The organism is Zobellella sp. An-6 (assembly GCF_052487945.1).
Genome location: NZ_CP199259.1, coordinates 1,422,020 through 1,440,374 on the forward strand (window position 1 = coordinate 1,422,020; position 18,355 = coordinate 1,440,374).

An 18,355-nucleotide genomic window follows, 5' to 3' on the forward strand; every position below is an offset into this window, starting at 1 on the left:
AAGGGCCAGGCTCAGTGGTTATCATGAGTCCCATTCTCCGTTAACGATGGTCAATTGATGCTGAAAAACCTGTTACTGGCGACCATGGTGCTGTTTTCCGCACAGGCGTTGGCCCAGCCGCTGTTGGAGGTGAACCTGGATCCGGCGCCCTACAGCCGGGATGAGGCCCGCGAGCAGGCCCTGGCGCTGGTGCTGGATCGGCTCACCGGCGATCGGGCCCGGGATTCCTGGATCCGGGAGGAGGCCCTGGCGGAGCCGGAGCGCTACCTGCAGGACGAACCCCAGGGCCGCGGCTATAACGCCCGTTTCGACGGCGAGGAGCTGCTGGCGCTGATCCGCAGTGCCGGCTTGCCGTTCTCTCTCGCCCCCAGGCCTGCCCTGTTGGTGTGGCAACTGGACGACGGGCGGGCCCGCAGTGAGGCGGATGCGGACTGGCGCCAGGCGAGTTCGGCCTACCAGCTGCCGCTGCTGTGGCCGCTGTGGGATCTGGAAGAGCACATGGCCATCGACAAATCGCAACTGTTCGACGATGCCCAACTGCGCCAGGCCAGCCAACGCTACGGCGCCGACTACTGGCTGGCACTGTCGCGTGACGGCGGGGACGGCCGCTGGCAGTTGTATGCCGCCGGCCAGGACGGCGCCCTGTTGCAGGGGCGGCTGGAGTCCGGCGGCATGCGGGCCCTGGCCTCGGCCCTGAACCGTTACTGGGTCGAGCAGGGCAACGATGGCGGCGATGATGAGCCGGCCAGGCCCGAGAATCCGGATCCGGTGGAGCCCCTGACGGTGCAGCAGGACGGGCCGGGTGAACTGACCATAGTGGTGTCGGGGCTGCGCCAGTTTGCCGAGATCATCCGTCTGGAGCAGCGCCTGCGCCGCCTGGACGGTGTAGAGCAGGCCTATGTGATGGACAGCGCCGGCCATCAGGTGCGCTATCGCCTGCGGGTGTCCGGCTCCCGGGCGGCGGTGCTGCAGGCACTAGCCGCCGTGCCGGGGCTGGTGGTCACCGGCGAGCGACGGTTCGACTGGTCGGGGGACGGCGGGTGAGTAACGACGGCGAAGCAGAGGCAGTACCGGCCCAGCTGGCGCTGGCGGTGCAACTGCCGGACGACGAGACCTTCGCCAGCTTCTATCCCGGCGACAATGCCCAGCTGATCACCGCCCTCAAGAACGCCGCCATCGGTCAGGGGGACGAGGTGCTCTACTTCTGGGGTCAGCGGGGCAGCGGCCGCACGCACCTGCTGCACGCCGCCTGCGCCGAGGTGAACGCCTCCGGCGAGGCGGCCGCCTACCTGCCCCTCGACTGTCACCGGCAGATGTCGTCGCGGATGCTCGACGGCATGGAATTGCTGCCGCTGGTGTGCCTGGACAACCTGGATGCCATCGCCGGGGTGGAGGAATGGGAGCGGGCCGTGTTCAATTTCTTCAACCGGCGGCGAGAGCGGGCGGCCGGCTCGCTGCTGATCAGCGCCGTCAGCGCCTCGCGCAACCTGGGGCTGGGGCTGCCGGATCTGGCCTCACGCCTCGACTGGGGCGTGGCCTACCAGCTCAAACCCCTGGATGACGAGGGCAAGCTCAGTGGCCTGCAGCTCAGGGCCGAGCTGCGCGGCTTCAAGTTGCCGACCGACGTGGGACGTTTCCTGCTCAATCGCCTGTCCCGCGACATGCGCACCCTGCTGGCGGCCCTGGATCTGCTGGACAACGCCTCCTTCCGGGCCAAGCGCAAGCTGAGCATCCCCTTCGCCAAGGAAATACTGGGGCTGTAAGGGGCGGGGCTGGAGTAATGCCCCCGCCTTTTCAGACTGCTGACAAACCTTGGTATATCTCCGTCGTCACTCCCGCGTCCTCTTTCGTCACTCCCGCGAAGGCGGGAGTCCATCAGCTCCGCAAATCCAGTGCCGTTGCCCGTTCGGTGGACTTTGCCCGGGATCCCCGCCTTCGCGGGGATCCCGGTGTTGGTGGAGATGGCGATGATTAAGCAACAGTGATAAAGAGAAATCTCTGGCGAAAACAAAGGGTAGGCGCTGTCAACGCACGCTCGCTTTCAGATCCTATTCCTTTTTTTTCTTGCGGATGCTCAGGCCCAGCTCGCGGCCGCGGAACTTGGCGTAGTAGATATTGCCCACGAACATGGTGCCGGCCAGCAGCAGTTCGACCAGGGCCAGCCAGCGCTCGCCCTCGTCCACCCACAGCAGCGTCAGGGCATGGAGGAAGTAGGGCATGATCAGGAAAATGGCCCAGGCATGGGTATAGGGGTTGCCCCGGATCATGCCCATCATGGGGATGAACAGCCAGGGCAGCCACAGCATCAGCATAAAGCCGGCACCCAGCTCCGGGTGGGGCGAGAGCAGGCCGTGCCAGAGGGCAACCCAGAGGATGAGCCCGAAATAGCCGGCCAGGGCCAGGCGGCGTGCCAGTTGGGTGCCCATCACAGGATGTCCAGGATCTGCTCGGGCGGACGGCCGAGGGCCGCCTTGCCGTTATGGACCACGATGGGACGCTCTATCAGTTTGGGGTGGGCCACCATGGCGGCGATCAGCGCCGCTTCGTCGGTGACCTCGGCCAGGCCCAGGCTCTTGTATTCCTCTTCCTTGGTACGCATCAGCTCCCGGGCCGAGCTCATGCCCAACTGACTCAACAGGGTTTGCAGTTGATCCGCGTCAGGCGGGGTTTCCAGATATTTGATAATCTCCGGCTGGAGGCCTCGCTGTTCCAGCAGGCCCAGGGTTTCGCGGCTTTTAGAGCAGCGCGGATTATGGTAGATACGTAGGCTCATTCTAGACTCCTGTGGCAAAGCTGCGGGCATTGTATAAAAGCTGCCGTGGAGGGTACAGCATATGGGTAAACATCAGGCCCTGTTTTTGGCGGTGCTGTTGGTGGCCGGGTGCCGGGAGGCGGCCACCCTGACCCTGGCGGATGGCCAGCGTCAGGAGTTGGAGGACTTCCGGGGCCAGTGGCTGGTGGTGAACTACTTTGCCGAATGGTGCGCCCCCTGCCTGCGGGAGATGCCCCTGCTCAACGAGTTGAGTGCCACGGCCGGCCCGATGGTGCTGGCGGTGAGCTTCGACGCCCTGCCGGCCGAGGCGCTGCACAGCCTGAAGGCGCGCTATGAGATGATGATGCCGGTGGTCGCCAGCCTGGAAGGGGCCTGGCCCTTCGATCCCCCGCAGGTGCTGCCTACCACCTTTGTGATCGATCCCAAGGGTCGGCTGGCAGAGCGGCACCAGGGTGAGCTTCATGCCGAGGACATCGCCCGCTGGCAGGGACTGTACTGGGGACAGTAGCCCCTTGTCAGTTGCGCAGGGCTTCCCAGTCTTTCTGCTGCTGGCGCAGTTGCTCCAGGCGGGCACCGAGCCGGGCCCGCTGCATGGGATCTGAGGCCAGGTTGGCGGCGATCTCCATCTGATCCACGGCTATTTCGTAGCGGCCCTTCAGCGCCGCCACTTCGGCCTGGGCCTGACGGAAGGCCGACTCATCGCTGAGCGGCCGGTAGGCCTGGGCGATCAGCTCCCAGGCCAGGGGATTTTCCGGATGCCGGCGCAGGTAGTCGTCGAGCAGCTCGGCGGCTTCCTGGTTGCGTCCGGCCTGCAGCAGGCTGTCGGCCAGGTTGATCATTACCACGGTGTTGTCGGGCAGTCGTTGGCGGGCCTGGCGCAGGCGGGCGATGGCCGCATCGTGCCGCTTCTCGGCATTGTCCAGGTCGGTCAGCGCGTCCAGCACGAAGACATTGCTGCCATGGCGTTGGCTCAGTTCGTCGAGCAGGCCCCTGGCCTTGTCGTACTCGTGGCTCTGCAGCAGGCTGAGGGCCTGGCCATAACGGGCGGCATCGGGTTGCCAGTCGCCTGCCCGGCCGACTTCCCGCTCGAAGAAACGGTGCAGCTCGCTGGTGTTGCCTTGCTGGAAGCGGACCATGATCCTGGCCTTGGCCAACTGGAAGTCCAGGCTGGGCGGATAGGACTTGGCCGGGTACTCCGCCGCCCGGCTGCGGGCCTCGGCGATCCGGCTGGCCGGCAGGGGGTGGGTCAGCAGCATCTGGGGCGGGGTACTGGCGAACTGGTATTTCTCGGCCAGTTTCTGGAAGAAGGTGGCCATGGCGTTGGGATCGAAGCCGGCATTGTGCAGCAGGCGCAGGCCGATGCGGTCGGCTTCGAACTCGTTGTCCCGGGTATAGTTGATAGCCGACTGCATCTTGAGGCCCATGGTGGTCTGCAGGGCGGCCATGCCCGCCTGGGGATTGACCACCGCCAGCGCCACCGAGCCCACCAGACCGGCGATGGTCAGGGGGGTGCTGCGCGACTGGGACTCCAGGTAACGGGCGATATGCCGCTGGGTGACGTGGGTGATTTCGTGGGCCATCACGGAGGCCAGTTCGCTTTCATTGGCGGCATTGAGGAACAGCCCCGAATGGATTTGCACCGCACCGCCGAGAAAGGCGCTGGCGTTGATACTGTCGTCCCTGATCAGCAGGAAACTGAAGGGGAAACGCACCGAATCGGCCTGGGAGAGCAGCCTGAGCCCGAGATCGGTGAGGTATTCATTGAGCACGGGGTCGTCGATCACCGGCTGGTTGGCCCGGGCGAAGCGGATAAAGGCCTGGCCGAAGCGGGCCTCCCGCTCCACCGACATGGCGCTGACCCCGGCGGTACCGATATCGGGCAGATTGTTGGCGGCGAGCCAGGGCGCTGCGGTACACAAAGAAAAAGCCAAAACCAGCCTGGCGGCGCGAAAACCCATGTTAATAACCTTATTGCTGCTGCATTAACCGCAGAATACTCCCCGCAATAGGGCGGAACAAGCATTGTTTGGTAGCCGCAACAAAGGGATAATGCCTTTTCTTTTTGTTCGGGGGAGGCCAATGGATACGCTGGATGCACGCGCATTGCGCTGTCCCTTGCCGCTGCTCCGGGTCAAACTCTGGCTGAGGGCGGCGGCGGCCGGGCAGCGGTTGCGGCTGTGGCTCGCGGATCCGGGCTCCCGCCGGGATATTCCCGCCTTTGTTGCGCGCGCCGGTCATCGGGTTGAGGTGGTGGCCGACGACGCCGAACGGCTCGAACTCGTTATTACCAAGGCGCCTTAAGGAAATTTTGCATGCTGGATGTAATTAAGCACTGGTACCGACAGCGGTTTTCTGATCCGGGTGCGGTTGCCCTGTTCCTGCTGCTGCTGTTCGGTTTCGTGGTGGTGTATTTCATGGGCCACATTCTGGCGCCCTTTTTCGCGGCCGTGGTCATCGCCTACCTGCTGGAATGGCCGGTCAGCCGGCTGGAGCGGCTGGGCCTGGGACGAGGGCTGGCGGCCGGCCTGGTGCTGATGCTGTTCGCGGTGGCGGTGGTGCTGTCCCTGGTGAGCATAGTACCGTCCTTCCTGTTGCAGACCGCCAATCTGGCGCGGGAAGTGCCCACCATGATCAATCGCACCCAGGAGGCGCTGTTGACCCTGCCGGAGCAGTACCCCGAACTGGTCGACGTGTCCCTGGTGCAGAGCGTGCTGGACGATCTCCGCGGCCGGCTGCTGGGCTCGGCCGATGCCATCTTGAGCGCCTCTATCAGTTCCCTGACCAATGCCGCCGTGCTGCTGGTCTATCTGATCCTGGTGTCGGTGCTGGTGTTCTTCATGCTCAAGGACAAACGGCATCTGCTGGAGGGGATGAGCCATTTCCTGCCCCGCAACCGGGAGCTGGTGTCCCGGGTCTGGCTGGAGATGAACGGCCAGATCGCCAACTATGTGCGCGGCAAGGTCATCGAAATCCTGATCGTCGGCGGCGTCAGCTACGTTACCTTCATGCTGCTGGGGCTCAATTATGCGTTGTTGCTGGCGGTGCTGGTCGGGTTTTCGGTGCTGATCCCCTATATCGGTGCGGCGGCGGCGACGGTGCCGGTGGCCATGGTGGGGCTGTTCCAGTGGGGGCTGAGCCCAGACTTCCTTTACCTGATGATCGCCTACGCCATCATCCAGGCGCTGGACGGCAACGTACTGGTGCCCATCCTGTTCTCCGAGGCGGTCAACCTGCACCCCATCGCCATCATCGTCGCCGTGCTGGTGTTCGGCGGCCTCTGGGGCTTCTGGGGGGTGTTCTTCGCCATCCCCCTGGCCACCCTGGTGAAGGCGGTGATCAATGCCTGGCCGCGCCATGAGGATGCGTCCACCAGCCATCAATAACCCTATTTCATTGAAAACAGTAAGGAACAGCTAAAGTGAGAGAACATTTCGGCTCGCGCTTCGGGTTTATCATGGCCGCCGCCGGAGCGGCGGTGGGACTGGGCAATATCTGGGGCTTCCCCACCCAGGCGGCGAGCAACGGCGGTGGCGCCTTCCTCATCGCCTACCTGGTGCTGGTGATGGTGCTGGCCTTCCCCATGCTGGTGATGGAGGTGGCCATCGGTCGCTACGGTCAGGCCAACCCGGTGGACGCGGTGCGCAAGCTGGGACGGGGCGACGTGCAGAAGACCATGGCTTCCCTGGTGGGTTACGCGGGCATGCTGGTGCCGAGCCTGGTGCTGTCGTTCTATGCCATCGTTGCCGGCTGGCTGCTGGCCTTTCTGGCGGCGGCGGTGACCCGCATGCTGGGCTGGGACGCGGCCACCGACTGGCTGCAGGCCTTCGGCCTGGCACGCAACATCGTCTGGACCCTGGTGTTCTACCTGCTCACCATACTGGTGGTACAGGCCGGGGTGCGCAAGGGGATCGAGCGCTGGTCGGCCCGGCTGATGCCGGCGCTGTTCGTGCTCTTCCTGGTGCTGTTCGCCTATATCCTGACCCAGAACGGGGCCATGGAGGGACTGCGGCACTACCTGGTGCCGGACTTCGGCAAGGTGCTGGAGCCGGGGCTGCTGATCAGTGCCATGGGCCAGGCCTTCTTTTCGCTGACCATCGGCGGCTGCTCCATGCTGATGTACGGCTCCTACCTGAGCAAGCAGGAGAGCATTCCCGGCACCGCCTTCCAGGTGACGCTGATCGACACCGGCGTGGCCTTTCTCGCCGGCCTGGTGATACTGCCGGCGATGTTCGTGGCCATGAACAACGGGGTGACCATCTTCGCGGAAGACGGCAGCCTGCTGAGCTCAGACACCCTGGTGTTCACCGTGCTGCCGGCCCTGTTCGATACCATGGGCCCGGTGGGGCTGGTGATGGCGCTGGTGTTCTTCGTGCTGATGGGCATCGCCGCCCTGACCTCGTCCATCTCCATGCTGGAAGTGCCGGTGTCCTACACCACCGAGCGGTTCGGGGCCTCGCGCCCGCTGATGACCTGGTTGCTGGGTGGCGGCCTGGCGCTGTTCAGCCTGGTCATCTGCCTGAATTTCGGCGCTTTGTTCGGCTTCGTCATCCGCCTGTCCACCCAGAATATCCAGCCGCTGGTGGGCCTGGGATTCTGCCTGCTGGGCGGCTGGATGTGGGGCCGGGCCAAACTGTTCGAGGAGCTGGTGCAGGGCACGCCCGCGCTCGCTTCCAGCCTGTTCTGGCGCGTCTGGCCCTGGTATGTGCGGCTGGTGTGCCCGCTGCTGGTGGTGCTGGTGATCGGTGCCAGCTGGTAACCGGGACGGTACCAAAAAGGCGGGGTCATCTCGATGACCCCGCCTTTTTTTGTCTTCGTGGCCGCGCTTAGTAGAGCATGCTGTAGAGCTTGCGGCGATAGCGGGAGGCCTTGGGATCGGCGCCCATGGTGGTCAGCATGTCCAGGAAACGCTTCTTGGCGTCGCCGAAGCCCAGGTCTTGCTGCAACACTTCGATCAGCAACTGCAGGGCCTCTTCCTGGCGACCGGCCTGGAAATAGAGCACCGCCAGTTCCTCTTTCAGCTCCAACGATTCCGGCGCTTCGGCCAGCTTCTGCTCCAGCTCGCGTAGCTCCGGGCTGTCGGCGGCTTCTTCCGCCAGCTCCAGCCGGGCCAGTATGTGCTGGTACTGGCTGTCCTGATCGGCCATGCCGATGGTGGCCAGCAGTTGCTTGGTCTCTTCCAGCTTGTTCAGCGCCAGGGCCGCTTCGGCCAGGTACAGGCGAATGGCGGCGCTGTCTTCGAGGGCACGGGCCTGCTGCAGCAGGCCATAGGCGGCCTGGGGATCCTGGCCCAGGGCCTGTTTGGCCTGCTCCAGCAGCAGGGCGGCTTCATTCGGTTGATAGGGTTGCAGAAAGGCCTTGATGGCCGCTTCGTCCTGGGGACCTTCCAGTATGTCCACCGGCTGGGCGTCCTTGAAGGCGACCAGGGCCGGCAGCGCCTGCAGCCCCAGCTGGACCGCCAGGCTCTGCAGCTGCGGATCGGCCACGTCGACCCGGGCCAGATCGATATGGCTGTTGTCGGCCCCGACCAGGCGCTCCACCACGGGCCCCAGCGTCTGGCACTCGGGCACCTGTTGGGCGTGGAAGTAGATCACCACCGTCTTGCTCATGGAGGCCTGGATCAGCGCCTGCTGGAAGTTCTGCACATTGATGTCAACGATCATAAACAGGTCTCTTTAGGGTTTTATGGTTAGATTGGGCTGGGGCCCGCCGATTTCAAGGTCGCAGGGCAAATCCGCGGGGCCGCGCAGCACGGGGCGCGGGCCTTGCTCACCCGCCTGGGCCAGGGTCAGCCAGGCTGTCCCCAGGGTGTACTGGTACAGCCGGTAAGGCTGGTCGTCGAACCGGGCAAGGGGACTGCCGGCCTTCCAGTGTACCCGCTGCAGGTTGTTGGCAATGCCGCCACCCTGGGCCTTGAGTACCGCTTCCTTGACCGTCCACAGACGAATAAAGTCCTGTCCGGGAGCGGGGCTGTGGGCCAGCCAGTTCCGCTCTTCCTGGCTCAGGTAGCGGCGGGCGAGGCGGTGGATCTGGTGTGGATCCAATTGGCGATTTTCCAGATCGATGCCGAGACTGCCCCCGTGACCGATGGTCAATGCCAGCAGATCGCCGCAGTGACTGATGTTGAACTGCCAGCCCGGCCGGTCGAGCCAAGGCTTCCCCTTGGCGTCGATCCGGATTGGGATCCGCGCCGGATCCTCCGTCAGATGGAGGGCAAGCCAATGGCGCAACAGGTAGCGACCCAGCAGAAACAGCCTGGCCTGCCCAGGGTGGCTCATGCCGGCGAGGCGCTCCCTTTCCTGCTGCGAGAGTATTTTCTGAGCGTCTGCCGGCGGTTTTATATTCACCCCGTCACAAATCAGTAACTCAGTGAAAATATCGTTGTTTTTGCTCATATTCTTTTTTGCAAAATACCCTGGATCTGCACTAGTATCTTTCAGATTGACAGCTGGTTGCCATTATTCAAATGAAAAAAATCATTATGCTAAGCAGTGTGCTCTTGGTCGCCGGTTGCAGCAGCAGCCCGAGTCCGGAGTCAGGCAAAAAGATGGCTGGAAAAAAACCGTCTTCTTCCCTGACTTACAGTATCAGCACCGGTCCGATAAAGCCCAAGCGCTCACCGGGCACTGTCATGGATCTGCACCAGGTATACCAACGCTGGCGAGGGGTGCCCTATCGTTTCGGCGGCGTGGATGCCGAGGGCATAGATTGTTCGGCCTTCACCCGGACCATGTACCAGGAAGTGTTCGGCATGGAATTGCCGCGCAGCACTTACGAGCAGGTCAACCTGGGCCGGGCGATCGACAAGGATGAATTGCAGCCGGGGGATCTGGTCTTCTTTCGCACCGGCAGTGGCCAGCACAATGGTGTTTATATCGGCAACGGCAAATTCGCCCATGCCTCTTCCAGCGTGGGTGTCACCATTTCCCGCCTGGACAATGTCTACTGGCGCAGCCGCTACTGGCAGGCTCGTCGCTTGCTGGATGATATCTGAGGATCAAGCGGGGCGGGAAAGGGGGAAACATGACCCTGTTTCCCGTCCCGCTCCGTCACTGTCCCTGAAAGCGATTCAGTTCGTTCATCACCTGCAGCAATAACGACAGCTCCGGGCTGGCGTCGGGTTTGGCCCGGTAGTCCGTTGCCTGCAACAGCTGGAAATCGCCCCGGCGATTGAACAGGGTGATCTCGTTCCGCTGGTAAATCACGTACTCTTCTTCGTCGGAGGCCAGCCGCCAGCGGCCCGGCTCGGCCTCAAACAGCGAGTGCCCGGTGCTGTAGCTGCGCGTCGGGCTCTGTACGCCCAACAGCTGCTGCATCAGGGTAGGCACCAGATCCAGCTGGCTGGTCGGATGGGTGAACCGGGCCTTGCCCTGGCCGGGCCAGCCGATCACCAGGGGCACGTGCAACTGCTGGGGAGAGTAGGCGCTGCCGAAGCCCCAGACGTTGTTGCCGTTGTCGTTGAATTCCATGCCGTGGCCCGAGGTCACGATGATCAGGGTATCCCGGCTGCCCGGCCTCTGGGCCAGGGCCAGCACCTGGCCCAGCAACTGGTCGGTATAGAACACGGCGTTGCGGTAACGGTTGAACAGGGCCTCGCGCTGCTCGTCGCTGTAACCCTGAGCCGGATTGAGCCGCTCCAGGGAGGGCTGGAAGGGGCCCCGGGTATCCGCCGGCAGATCCAGTGCCTTGAGGGCATCCAGGTAGAGGAAGGAGAACCAGGGACGCTGTTCGTCCTGTTCGGTCAACCAGCCGGCGAAACGGTGCAGGGCCTGGCGGTCGCCCTCGGCGCCCCCCGGGGCCTTGTCGAAGGGTTGGTTGCGCAGGGTGGAAAAGATGGCGCTTTCATACAGCGGCAACGCGAGGCCGCCACTGGCAAAGAGTCCGAAGCGGTAGTCCTGGCGCTGCAGCTCGTCGATCAGTACCGGCGCCATGCCTTCCACTTCGGCGTCGTGGCGATAGTGGGCCGGCAGGCTGTAGAACAGGCTGAACAGGGCTGCCTGGGGCTGGTTACCGGCGCTGAGATGGTCGTCGAAACGCAGGTTCCGCTCGGCGAAGCGGTACAGGTTGGGCATGGTGATGGCGTCGAGCTGATCGGCGCGCAGGCCGTCGGCGACGACCAACAGGATGTTGGGGGTGTGCGTCGGTGCCGATACCGACAGCGGGCGCAGGGGGTAGTTCAGCCGGCGCTGGGGCTGGTCGGCGGCCTGCTCCGACAGGCGTCGGTATTGATCCTCATCCAGCCAGCCCTGCTTGATCAGGAAACTCTTGGCGGTCATGGGGTAGGACAGCGGGAAATTGGCCTTCTGATTGGTGATGGGCGCATAGACCACGGCATCGGCCCAGATGTGCACGCTGTGGGTGAGAAAGAAGCTGACCAGCAGGGGCAGGGCCAGGGGCAGGGCCAGGGAGCGCCGCCGGCGCTGGCTCCAGCGCCATAGCCAGGCCGCCAGCCACAGCTCAAGCAGAAACAGCAGAGGCACCCAGACGAACAGCCAGCCCCAGCCGGAGGCTTCCTCGGCCTGGGCCTGATCCAACAGCAGGTGCCAGACGGTGGGGTTGAGATGGAATTTGAACAGGCTGAACACCTGGGTGTCCACCAGCAGCAGGGTCAGGGCCCCGGTGGCGATGGCCGCGCCCAGGAATTGCACCGCCCTGAGCTTCGGCAGCAGGAAGGTGAGGGGAAACAGGGTCAGCAGATAGGTGAAGAAGGTCAGGAAGGCGAAATGCCCGACCCAGCTCACCAGCATGTAGCCGACGCCGAGGGCGGTGTCGGGCCAGCCGGTGGCCAGCAGGTAGCGGCTCGACACCGCCATGGCCAGCAGGATGTTGAAAAATACAAACCAATGACCCCACCCGATCAAGCGGGAGACATTATCGCGATAGAGGTTACCGGTTTCGACCATGGTTCAGACTGTTTCGGCTAACAAAAAGGCTCTTAATGAGCCCCTTTTTGTGAATCGACGGAGGCGGTCAACACCTTGGCGAACTTGTCGGCGATGGCCTGCCGCTGCCCCGGGGCGACCTGATGGTTGAGCACATGGGTGACCAGATTGCCCAGCACCATCAACCGCAGATCCGCCGGGGCCTGGTGTTTGTCCATCACGGCCTCCAGTTCGCTCAGCAGTTGGTCGTATTGTTTATCGTATTTGGAAAGGACAGGCATGGGCGTTCAGTCATGTAACTTAGTAACGGGGCGACTATAATACCCCACCCCTTCTGGCAACTCTACGGCAATCTGTTATGAGCTTGGATATCGAACACATCATAGTACATTCTCTCTTTATCGACGAGCAGGGGCAGACCCAGCTGGCCACCCGGGAGCAGGAACTGGCCACGGGGCCTGCGGTGAACCAGCTGATGGGTGAATTGCACCATATCTATAACACCAAGGCGGGCAAGGTGTTCGGCTACTTCAGCGAGGAAGACGGCGGCTTTCGCGATCTGGTGCGACGGCTGCAGGATCAGAGCCTGGCCTTCGCCGCCTTTTCCCATCTGGCGGCCGAGCGGCTGTTGGGCGAGCTGCACCGGCTGGAGATGAATGAGGCCGGCGTATTGTTGTTCGTGCGCTATCAGTGGCTGGGCGCCCACTACCTGCTGATCGCCCTGCTCGACAACAGGGACAGCGTCACCGTCACCGACAAGCTGGAAGTCAGCCACGCCAGCTATCTGGATCTGGGCAAGATGCAGCTCGCCGCCCGCCTGGATCTGACCGAGTTGCAGAGTCGTCCCGAGTCGCGCCGCTACTTTTCCTTTATCAAGGGCCGGGCCGGGCGCAAGGTGTCGGATTTTTTCCTCAACTTCCTGTCCTGCGTGGAAGGCATGGATCCCAAGACCCAGAGCCAGGGCTTGCTGAAGGCGGTGGACGACTATTGCGAGTCCCGCCAACTCAGCCCCGAGGAGAAACTGGAAAGCAAGGCGCTGGTGAGCAAGTACTGCCGCGATCAGCTCAAGGAAGGGGAAGAGCTGGAACTGCGGGAGCTGTCCGCCGAGCTGGGCCAGGACGACGATCTGGACTTCTACCAGTTCGTCAGCGAGGAATACCAGCTGGAAGAGCGTTTCCCGGTGGACAGATCCGCGCTCAAGGGGCTGACCAAGTACGTGGGCTCCGGGGGAGGCCTGACCATCAGCTTCGACCAGAAGCTCTTGGGCGAGCGCATCCAGTACGATGCCGCCACCGACACCCTGGTGATCAAGGGCACGCCGCCCAACCTGAAATCCCAGCTACAGGGCAAACTCTAATAAGGGTGGGGCAGGCATCCTGCCGCCCCGGGGCTGTAACAAGTAGGCATACTTGGGACAGGAAAGGGAAAGCTTCGATGGCGGCCAGTCTAAGCGCTGTGATACCGTTATTGAATCGAATTAAATAGATAGCCTTAATCGAGTTAATCAATGAGCCGTTTGCCCAGCCTGAAGCAATTGACCTACCTGGTGGCCCTGGACGAGCACCAGAACTTCAACCGGGCCGCCAAGGCCTGTTTCGTCAGCCAGTCTACCCTGAGCACCGGCCTGCAGAGCCTGGAATCCCTGCTCGGCGGGGAACTGATCGAGCGGGATCACAAGGCGTTCGTGATGACTCCCTTGGGCCGGCAGGTGGTGGTGCGGGCCCGGGAACTGCTGGTACAGACCCGGGAGCTGATGGAACTGGTGGAAGGGCAGAAGGGAGCCATGCAGGGGGCCATCCGCCTGGGCTGCATCCCCACCATAGCGCCTTTCCTGTTGAGTGAACTGGTGCAGCGCTGCCGCCGCCATTATCCCGAGTTGCAGTTGCTGCTGCGCGAGGACACCACGCCGCAACTGCTGGCCATGCTGCGGGCCGGCGAGCTGGACTTGTTGCTGCTGGCCCTGCCCACCGATACCGAGGGGCTGCAGACCCGGGTGCTGGGCCAGGACCCCTTCGTGCTGGTGATGCACAGGGAGCAGGCCCGGCAGCACGGTCGGATGCCGGTGGATTATGCCGACCTGCCGGATCAGAGCATCTTTCTGCTGGAGCAGGAGCACTGCCTGACCGAACATGCGGTGAGCGCCTGCCGGCTGACCGACAGCCGCAAGGTCAACCCCTTCGCCGCCACCAGCCTGCATACCCTGGTGCAGATGGTGGGCGCCGGCCTCGGTACCACCTTCCTGCCGCAGATGGCGATCGACGCCGGCATCCTCGACAATACCGAGATCGTCGCCATGGCGCCGCAGGGCGACAAGGCCTACCGGGATATCGGCCTGGTGTGGCGGCCGACCGCCACCCGGGTGGAAACCTTTTCTCGTTTGGGGGCGCTCGTGACCGAGCTGCTTTAAAGCCGCGGTGATGGCCGTCAGGCCACGGCCGGGGCGACCAGCCCGATGGCCAGAGCGGAGAAAACACCGCTTGCAAGCTTCGCGATTGGCTTAATAATTTACTTTTTTTGGGCTTTTTATTTTTTGATGTTTATTTGCTGTTGGTAAGACTTTACTACTACCTGTTTTGGCGATTTCATGGGCTCGCCAACGGCACGAACCGCAGAGCCGGGCTTGCAGGGGAAATATCGAGCTTTTAAGCTAGGCGCTTTATCTCGAACGGAAAGCACAGCGCATGACACTGACATGGAGCCAGGTGATAGGCCACGAAAAAGAGCAGCCCTACTTCCAGCAGGCGATGGCCTTCGTCAAACAGGAGCGCGGAGCGGGCAAGGTGATCTATCCGCCCCAGCAAGACATTTTCAATGCCTTCAAATATACCGAGCTGGGGGAGGTGAAGGTGGTGATGCTGGGCCAGGATCCCTACCATGGCCCCAACCAGGCCCACGGCCTCTGCTTTTCGGTACTGCCGGGCGTGCGGGTACCGCCCTCGCTGCAGAACATGTACAAGGAACTGAGCACCGATATCCCCGACTTTCATATTCCCCGGCACGGCTGTCTCGAGTCCTGGGCCCGGCAGGGGGTCCTGATGCTCAACACCGTGCTGACGGTAGAGGCGGGCAAGGCCCACTCCCATGCCCAACTGGGCTGGGAAACCTTTACCGATCATGTGATCCGTGCGGTGAATGAGCATTGTGACGGAGTGGTATTTTTACTCTGGGGCAGCCATGCCCAGAAGAAGGGGGCCATGATCGACCGCCAGCGGCACCATGTGCTGGCCGCGCCCCATCCCAGCCCCTTGTCGGCCCACCGTGGTTTCCTCGGCTGCCGGCATTTTTCCAAAACCAACGAGTTGCTGCGACAGCAAGGCAAGGCCCCCATCGACTGGCAACTGCCGCTTGAAGTCTGAACCATGGCGTGCGGGCCGCCTGCGCTCCGAATGGTGAGGCGCCGGGCCGGCCACGAATTCAAGCTCACCCCTCTCGCAAAAAAGGCGCCCGCAGGCGCCTGAAACTTTTTCTTCGTGCTCTACAGCTCAAGCTCTTCCAGGCTGCCTTCGTATTCGAAGGCGCAGTCGAGCAGCTGAAGTTCTTTTTGTAAGCGCCGCTTGTCCTTTAATGCTTCTATTTCCCGCCACTTGCGCTTTTTGGCGGGTTCACGCGATGAACTGCGTGAGGACCGTTCAACCACAAACTCCTGATCATCGAAGCTGAACCTTTCCATGGGGCTCCCTCCTGTTGGCTATCAGTTGCAGTCACATTTGGATATATCACAGCCCGTTATAAAATAAAACCCAGTTATGACACTTTTATTAATCCGGTAAAAGAGCGCGATCAAGGTGCGTTTTTGTATTCAGACGGGTATTGGCTTGGGAGGAAAATGCGTGTCGGCGAGGGGCAAAAACAAAACGGCCGCCCTGGCGTGGCGGCCGGAGAGACGGGGTTACAACATTTCCTTCAGCATGGCTTCCAGCTTGCCCTGGTCGATGGCGAAATTGCGGATGCCTTCGGCCAACTTTTCGGTGGCCATGGCGTCCTGGTTCTGCTCCCAGCGGAACTCGGCTTCGGTCATGGGGGCCGGGCGGGCCTGACTGGCGCCCTGGTCCCTGAGTTTCTGCACCACCTCGCCTTCGGCCTGGCTCAGCTCTGCCAGCAGGTCGGGGCCTATGGTCAGACGGTCGCAACCAGCCAGCTCAAGGATTTCGCCGGTGTTGCGGAAGCTGGCGCCCATCACCACGGTCGCATAGCCGTGGGCCTTGTAGTAGTCGTAGATGCGGCTCACGGAGAGTACGCCCGGATCTTCCGCCGGGGCGTATTCCTTTTGGTCGGTGTTTTTCTTGTACCAGTCGAGGATGCGGCCCACGAAGGGGGAGATCAGGTAGGCGCCGGCTTCGGCACAGGCCCGGGCCTGGGCGAAGCTGAACAGCAGGGTCAGGTTGCAGTTGATGCCTTCCTGCTCCAGCACCTCGGCGGCGCGGATGCCTTCCCAGGTGGAGGCCAGCTTGATCAGGATGCGTCCACGGTCGATGCCGGCTTGGCTGTACAGGGCGATCAGGCGGCGTGCCTTGTCGATGCTGGCCTGGGTGTCGAAGGACAGGCGGGCGTCCACCTCGGTGGAGATGCGGCCGGGGACGATCTTGAGGATTTCACAGCCGATGTTGACCGCCAGCTTGTCGGAGGCGTCGACCAGTTGCCGGGCGGGATCCTGGCTCTGGGACTTGGCCCAGGCCACGGCGTCTTCGAGCAGCGGGCGATACTCCGGGATCTGGGCCGCTTTCAGGATCAGGGAGGGATTGGTGGTGGCATCTTCCGGCTGATACTTGCGGATGGCTTCGATATCGCCGGTGTCGGCGACGACGGTGGTCAGTGTTCTCAGTTGGGTCAGTTTATCGGCCATTTGATATAAGGTCCTTTGCTCTGGTTCGGGCCCCTTGGGGGTACAGGGGCACAGTATCTCTTATTCGGGACACTAAAATAAAGTGACGCCGGGAAAGAGCTGAGCAATGGGTCAGGAAATGGGGGCTGGGAGGAAGCAGTCCGTGCAAGGAAGTGATATTAAATTTCGATAAAATGTTTTTTGATGGTGATATATTTTGATTTTTTGGCTTGATTGTCTGTTTTTTGATAAGCAAGGTCGTTTTATTTAGACGGTTATAACTTAGTGTGATCTGTGTCACGTGGTGATTTTTGCGCATTGTGCTAGATTCCGTGCGCTGCGGACCAGAGAAGGTGATAACGATTCTTATCTGGTAAATGAATACTCACACTTAGGAGAAGCAGAGACACGCCAATGGATACCATTATCGCTTTTATCAACGACCTGCTCTGGGGCACGGTACTGATCTATCTGCTGCTGGGGGTAGGGGTGTTCTTCACCCTGCGCCTGGGCTTTATTCAGTTTCGTCACTTCGGCCACATGTTTTCCGTGCTCAGGAACAGTCGCAAGTCCGATGCGGCGGGCATCTCGTCCTTCCAGGCCCTCTGTACCAGCCTGGCGGCCCGGGTAGGCACCGGCAATTTGGCCGGTGTGGCCGTGGCCCTGTACCTGGGGGGGCCGGGCGCCATCTTCTGGATGTGGCTCATCGCACTGATCGGCATGTCCACCGCCTTCGTGGAGAGCACCCTGGCCCAACTGTACAAGGTAAAGGATGAGGACGGCAACTACCGGGGCGGCCCCGCCTACTACATGGAGAAGGGCTTGGGATTGCGTTGGATGGGCGTGCTGTTCGCCATCTTCCTGATCATCGCCTTCGGCCTGGTGTTCAACGCGGTGCAGGCCAACTCCATCAGTGCCGCCATGGACGTGGCCTTCGGCATCCCGCACTGGGCCACCGGCCTGGCGCTGGTGGTGCTGGCCGGCGTCATCATCTTCGGCGGCCTGCGCGCCATCGCCCGCTTTGCCGAGCTGGTGGTTCCTGCGATGGCCCTGGCCTATCTGCTCATCGCCCTGGTGGTGGTGGTGATGAACATCACCGAGCTGCCGGGGGTGCTCATGCTTATCGTCAAGTCGGCCTTCGGCCTGGAGCAGGCCGGCGGCGGCGCCATGGGGTATGCCATCTCCCAGGCCATGATCAACGGCATCAAGCGTGGGCTCTTCTCCAACGAGGCGGGCATGGGCTCGGCCCCCAACGCGGCGGCCTCGGCCACTCCCTATCCGCCCCATCCGGCGTCCCAGGGTTATGTGCAGATGCTGGGGGTCTTTACCGACACCATCGTCATCTGTACCTGTACCGCCTCGATCATACTGCTGTCGGGCCAGTTCGAGCCCGGCTCCGGGGTGACCGGCATCGAACTGACCCAGCGGGCGCTGTCTCACGAGGTGGGCGACTGGGGCAATACCTTTATCGCCATCGCCATCCTGTTCTTCGCCTTCACCTCCATAGTGGCGAACTACGCCTATGCGGAGAACAACCTGATCTTCCTGGAGCACAACCATAAGGCCGGTCTGCTGGTGTTCCGCCTGTTCGTGCTGGGCATGGTGATGTTCGGCTCTATCGGTGAACTGCCCACCATCTGGGCCATGGCGGACGCGTCCATGGGCATGATGGCGCTGACCAACCTGGTGGCGATTCTGCTGCTGTCGGGCGTGGCCATCAAGCTGGCGCGGGACTACAACGACCAGCTCAAGCTCGGCAAGGTGCCCAGCTTCGATGCGGCCAAGTACCCGGAGCTGCATCGCCAGCTGGAAGAAGGGATCTGGGACAAGAAATAACTGTCCGGGGACTGGTAAGCAGTAATGCCCCAGTCCCCGCTTTCA

20 protein-coding genes are annotated in these 18,355 nt (G+C 62.4%); 11 read left to right on the top strand and 9 right to left on the bottom strand.

Going from position 1 to position 18,355, the window contains the following annotated elements; genetic code table 11:
- Window positions 1-57 precede the first annotated feature (57 nt).
- Window positions 58-1,044 carry a DUF2066 domain-containing protein gene (locus ACT7DK_RS06575; protein WP_445397510.1) on the top strand — a complete coding sequence of 329 codons (987 nt, stop codon included), beginning with the start codon at window positions 58-60 and terminating at the stop codon, window positions 1,042-1,044.
- Window positions 1,041-1,763: a DnaA inactivator Hda gene (gene hda / locus ACT7DK_RS06580; protein WP_445397512.1), complete on the top strand. Its 723-nt coding sequence runs from the start codon at window positions 1,041-1,043 to the stop codon at window positions 1,761-1,763. Before ACT7DK_RS06575 ends, hda begins: the two co-directional genes overlap by 4 nt.
- Window positions 1,764-2,048: 285 nt before the next feature.
- On the opposite strand, the gene ACT7DK_RS06585 is transcribed toward hda, so the two are convergent.
- Window positions 2,049-2,426: a DUF2069 domain-containing protein gene (locus tag ACT7DK_RS06585; protein WP_445397514.1), complete on the bottom strand. Its 378-nt coding sequence runs from the start codon at window positions 2,424-2,426 to the stop codon at window positions 2,049-2,051.
- Window positions 2,426-2,773 (bottom strand): arsenate reductase (glutaredoxin), encoded by a 348-nt coding sequence (gene arsC / locus ACT7DK_RS06590; protein ID WP_445397516.1) that lies wholly within the window; start codon window positions 2,771-2,773, stop codon window positions 2,426-2,428. The genes ACT7DK_RS06585 and arsC overlap by 1 nt, the downstream gene beginning before the upstream one ends.
- A gap of 61 nt (window positions 2,774-2,834) precedes the next feature.
- On the opposite strand from arsC, the gene ACT7DK_RS06595 reads away from it, so the two are divergent.
- Window positions 2,835-3,281 carry a TlpA family protein disulfide reductase gene (locus ACT7DK_RS06595; RefSeq protein ID WP_445397518.1) on the top strand — a complete coding sequence of 149 codons (447 nt, stop codon included), beginning with the start codon at window positions 2,835-2,837 and terminating at the stop codon, window positions 3,279-3,281.
- Window positions 3,282-3,288: 7 nt separating this feature from the next.
- Here the strand turns inward: ACT7DK_RS06595 and ACT7DK_RS06600 are convergent, their stop codons facing one another.
- Complete coding sequence (locus ACT7DK_RS06600; protein WP_445397520.1) at window positions 3,289-4,731, bottom strand: M48 family metalloprotease; 1,443 nt, start codon at window positions 4,729-4,731, stop codon at window positions 3,289-3,291.
- A 121-nt stretch (window positions 4,732-4,852) separates the two neighbouring features.
- Here ACT7DK_RS06600 and ACT7DK_RS06605 point away from each other — a divergent pair, with 121 nt between their 5' ends.
- The 3 genes from ACT7DK_RS06605 to ACT7DK_RS06615 are packed head-to-tail and all read left to right on the top strand — an operon-like array spanning window position 4,853 to window position 7,529.
- Window positions 4,853-5,074 (top strand): sulfurtransferase TusA family protein, encoded by a 222-nt coding sequence (locus ACT7DK_RS06605; protein WP_445397522.1) that lies wholly within the window; start codon window positions 4,853-4,855, stop codon window positions 5,072-5,074.
- Between the two features lie 11 nt (window positions 5,075-5,085).
- On the top strand, window positions 5,086-6,156 hold the full coding sequence (locus tag ACT7DK_RS06610; RefSeq protein ID WP_445397524.1) for an AI-2E family transporter: 1,071 nt from the start codon (window positions 5,086-5,088) through the stop codon (window positions 6,154-6,156).
- Window positions 6,157-6,191: 35 nt separating this feature from the next.
- Window positions 6,192-7,529: a sodium-dependent transporter gene (locus tag ACT7DK_RS06615; protein ID WP_445397526.1), complete on the top strand. Its 1,338-nt coding sequence runs from the start codon at window positions 6,192-6,194 to the stop codon at window positions 7,527-7,529.
- 67 nt (window positions 7,530-7,596) lie between these two features.
- Here the strand turns inward: ACT7DK_RS06615 and ACT7DK_RS06620 are convergent, their stop codons facing one another.
- Together ACT7DK_RS06620 and ACT7DK_RS06625 are read right to left on the bottom strand one after the other, a co-directional pair.
- Complete coding sequence (locus tag ACT7DK_RS06620) at window positions 7,597-8,433, bottom strand: tetratricopeptide repeat protein (protein WP_445397528.1); 837 nt, start codon at window positions 8,431-8,433, stop codon at window positions 7,597-7,599.
- A gap of 12 nt (window positions 8,434-8,445) precedes the next feature.
- Window positions 8,446-9,165 carry a 4'-phosphopantetheinyl transferase family protein gene (locus tag ACT7DK_RS06625; protein ID WP_445397530.1) on the bottom strand — a complete coding sequence of 240 codons (720 nt, stop codon included), beginning with the start codon at window positions 9,163-9,165 and terminating at the stop codon, window positions 8,446-8,448.
- Window positions 9,166-9,317: 152 nt separating this feature from the next.
- Here ACT7DK_RS06625 and ACT7DK_RS06630 point away from each other — a divergent pair, with 152 nt between their 5' ends.
- Entirely contained in the window at window positions 9,318-9,764 is a 447-nt protein-coding gene (locus ACT7DK_RS06630) for an NlpC/P60 family protein (protein WP_445397532.1), read from the top strand.
- Between the two features lie 55 nt (window positions 9,765-9,819).
- Here the strand turns inward: ACT7DK_RS06630 and ACT7DK_RS06635 are convergent, their stop codons facing one another.
- Complete coding sequence (locus ACT7DK_RS06635) at window positions 9,820-11,673, bottom strand: DUF3413 domain-containing protein (protein WP_445397534.1); 1,854 nt, start codon at window positions 11,671-11,673, stop codon at window positions 9,820-9,822.
- A gap of 32 nt (window positions 11,674-11,705) precedes the next feature.
- Window positions 11,706-11,933 (bottom strand): YejL family protein, encoded by a 228-nt coding sequence (locus tag ACT7DK_RS06640; protein WP_445397536.1) that lies wholly within the window; start codon window positions 11,931-11,933, stop codon window positions 11,706-11,708.
- A 77-nt stretch (window positions 11,934-12,010) separates the two neighbouring features.
- Between ACT7DK_RS06640 and yejK the strand changes: the two genes are divergently transcribed.
- The 3 genes from yejK to ung all read left to right on the top strand — a co-directional run bounded on the left by yejK (window position 12,011) and on the right by ung (window position 15,008).
- Window positions 12,011-13,009 (top strand): nucleoid-associated protein YejK, encoded by a 999-nt coding sequence (gene yejK / locus ACT7DK_RS06645; protein WP_445397538.1) that lies wholly within the window; start codon window positions 12,011-12,013, stop codon window positions 13,007-13,009.
- Window positions 13,010-13,159: 150 nt separating this feature from the next.
- The gene (locus ACT7DK_RS06650) at window positions 13,160-14,059 is read left to right on the top strand and encodes a hydrogen peroxide-inducible genes activator (RefSeq protein WP_445397540.1); all 900 of its coding nucleotides are present in this window, start codon (window positions 13,160-13,162) and stop codon (window positions 14,057-14,059) included.
- Between the two features lie 274 nt (window positions 14,060-14,333).
- Entirely contained in the window at window positions 14,334-15,008 is a 675-nt protein-coding gene (ung, locus tag ACT7DK_RS06655) for a uracil-DNA glycosylase (protein ID WP_445397542.1), read from the top strand.
- Between the two features lie 119 nt (window positions 15,009-15,127).
- On the opposite strand, the gene ACT7DK_RS06660 is transcribed toward ung, so the two are convergent.
- Window positions 15,128-15,322, bottom strand: coding sequence for a DUF3545 family protein (locus tag ACT7DK_RS06660; protein WP_445397544.1), 195 nt, complete (start codon window positions 15,320-15,322; stop codon window positions 15,128-15,130).
- Between the two features lie 219 nt (window positions 15,323-15,541).
- Window positions 15,542-16,495, bottom strand: a complete 954-nt coding sequence (gene tal, locus ACT7DK_RS06665; RefSeq protein ID WP_445397546.1) for a transaldolase — start codon at window positions 16,493-16,495, stop codon at window positions 15,542-15,544.
- Between the two features lie 393 nt (window positions 16,496-16,888).
- Between tal and ACT7DK_RS06670 the strand changes: the two genes are divergently transcribed.
- On the top strand, window positions 16,889-18,310 hold the full coding sequence (locus tag ACT7DK_RS06670) for an alanine/glycine:cation symporter family protein (protein WP_445397548.1): 1,422 nt from the start codon (window positions 16,889-16,891) through the stop codon (window positions 18,308-18,310).
- Window positions 18,311-18,355: the final 45 nt, after the last annotated feature.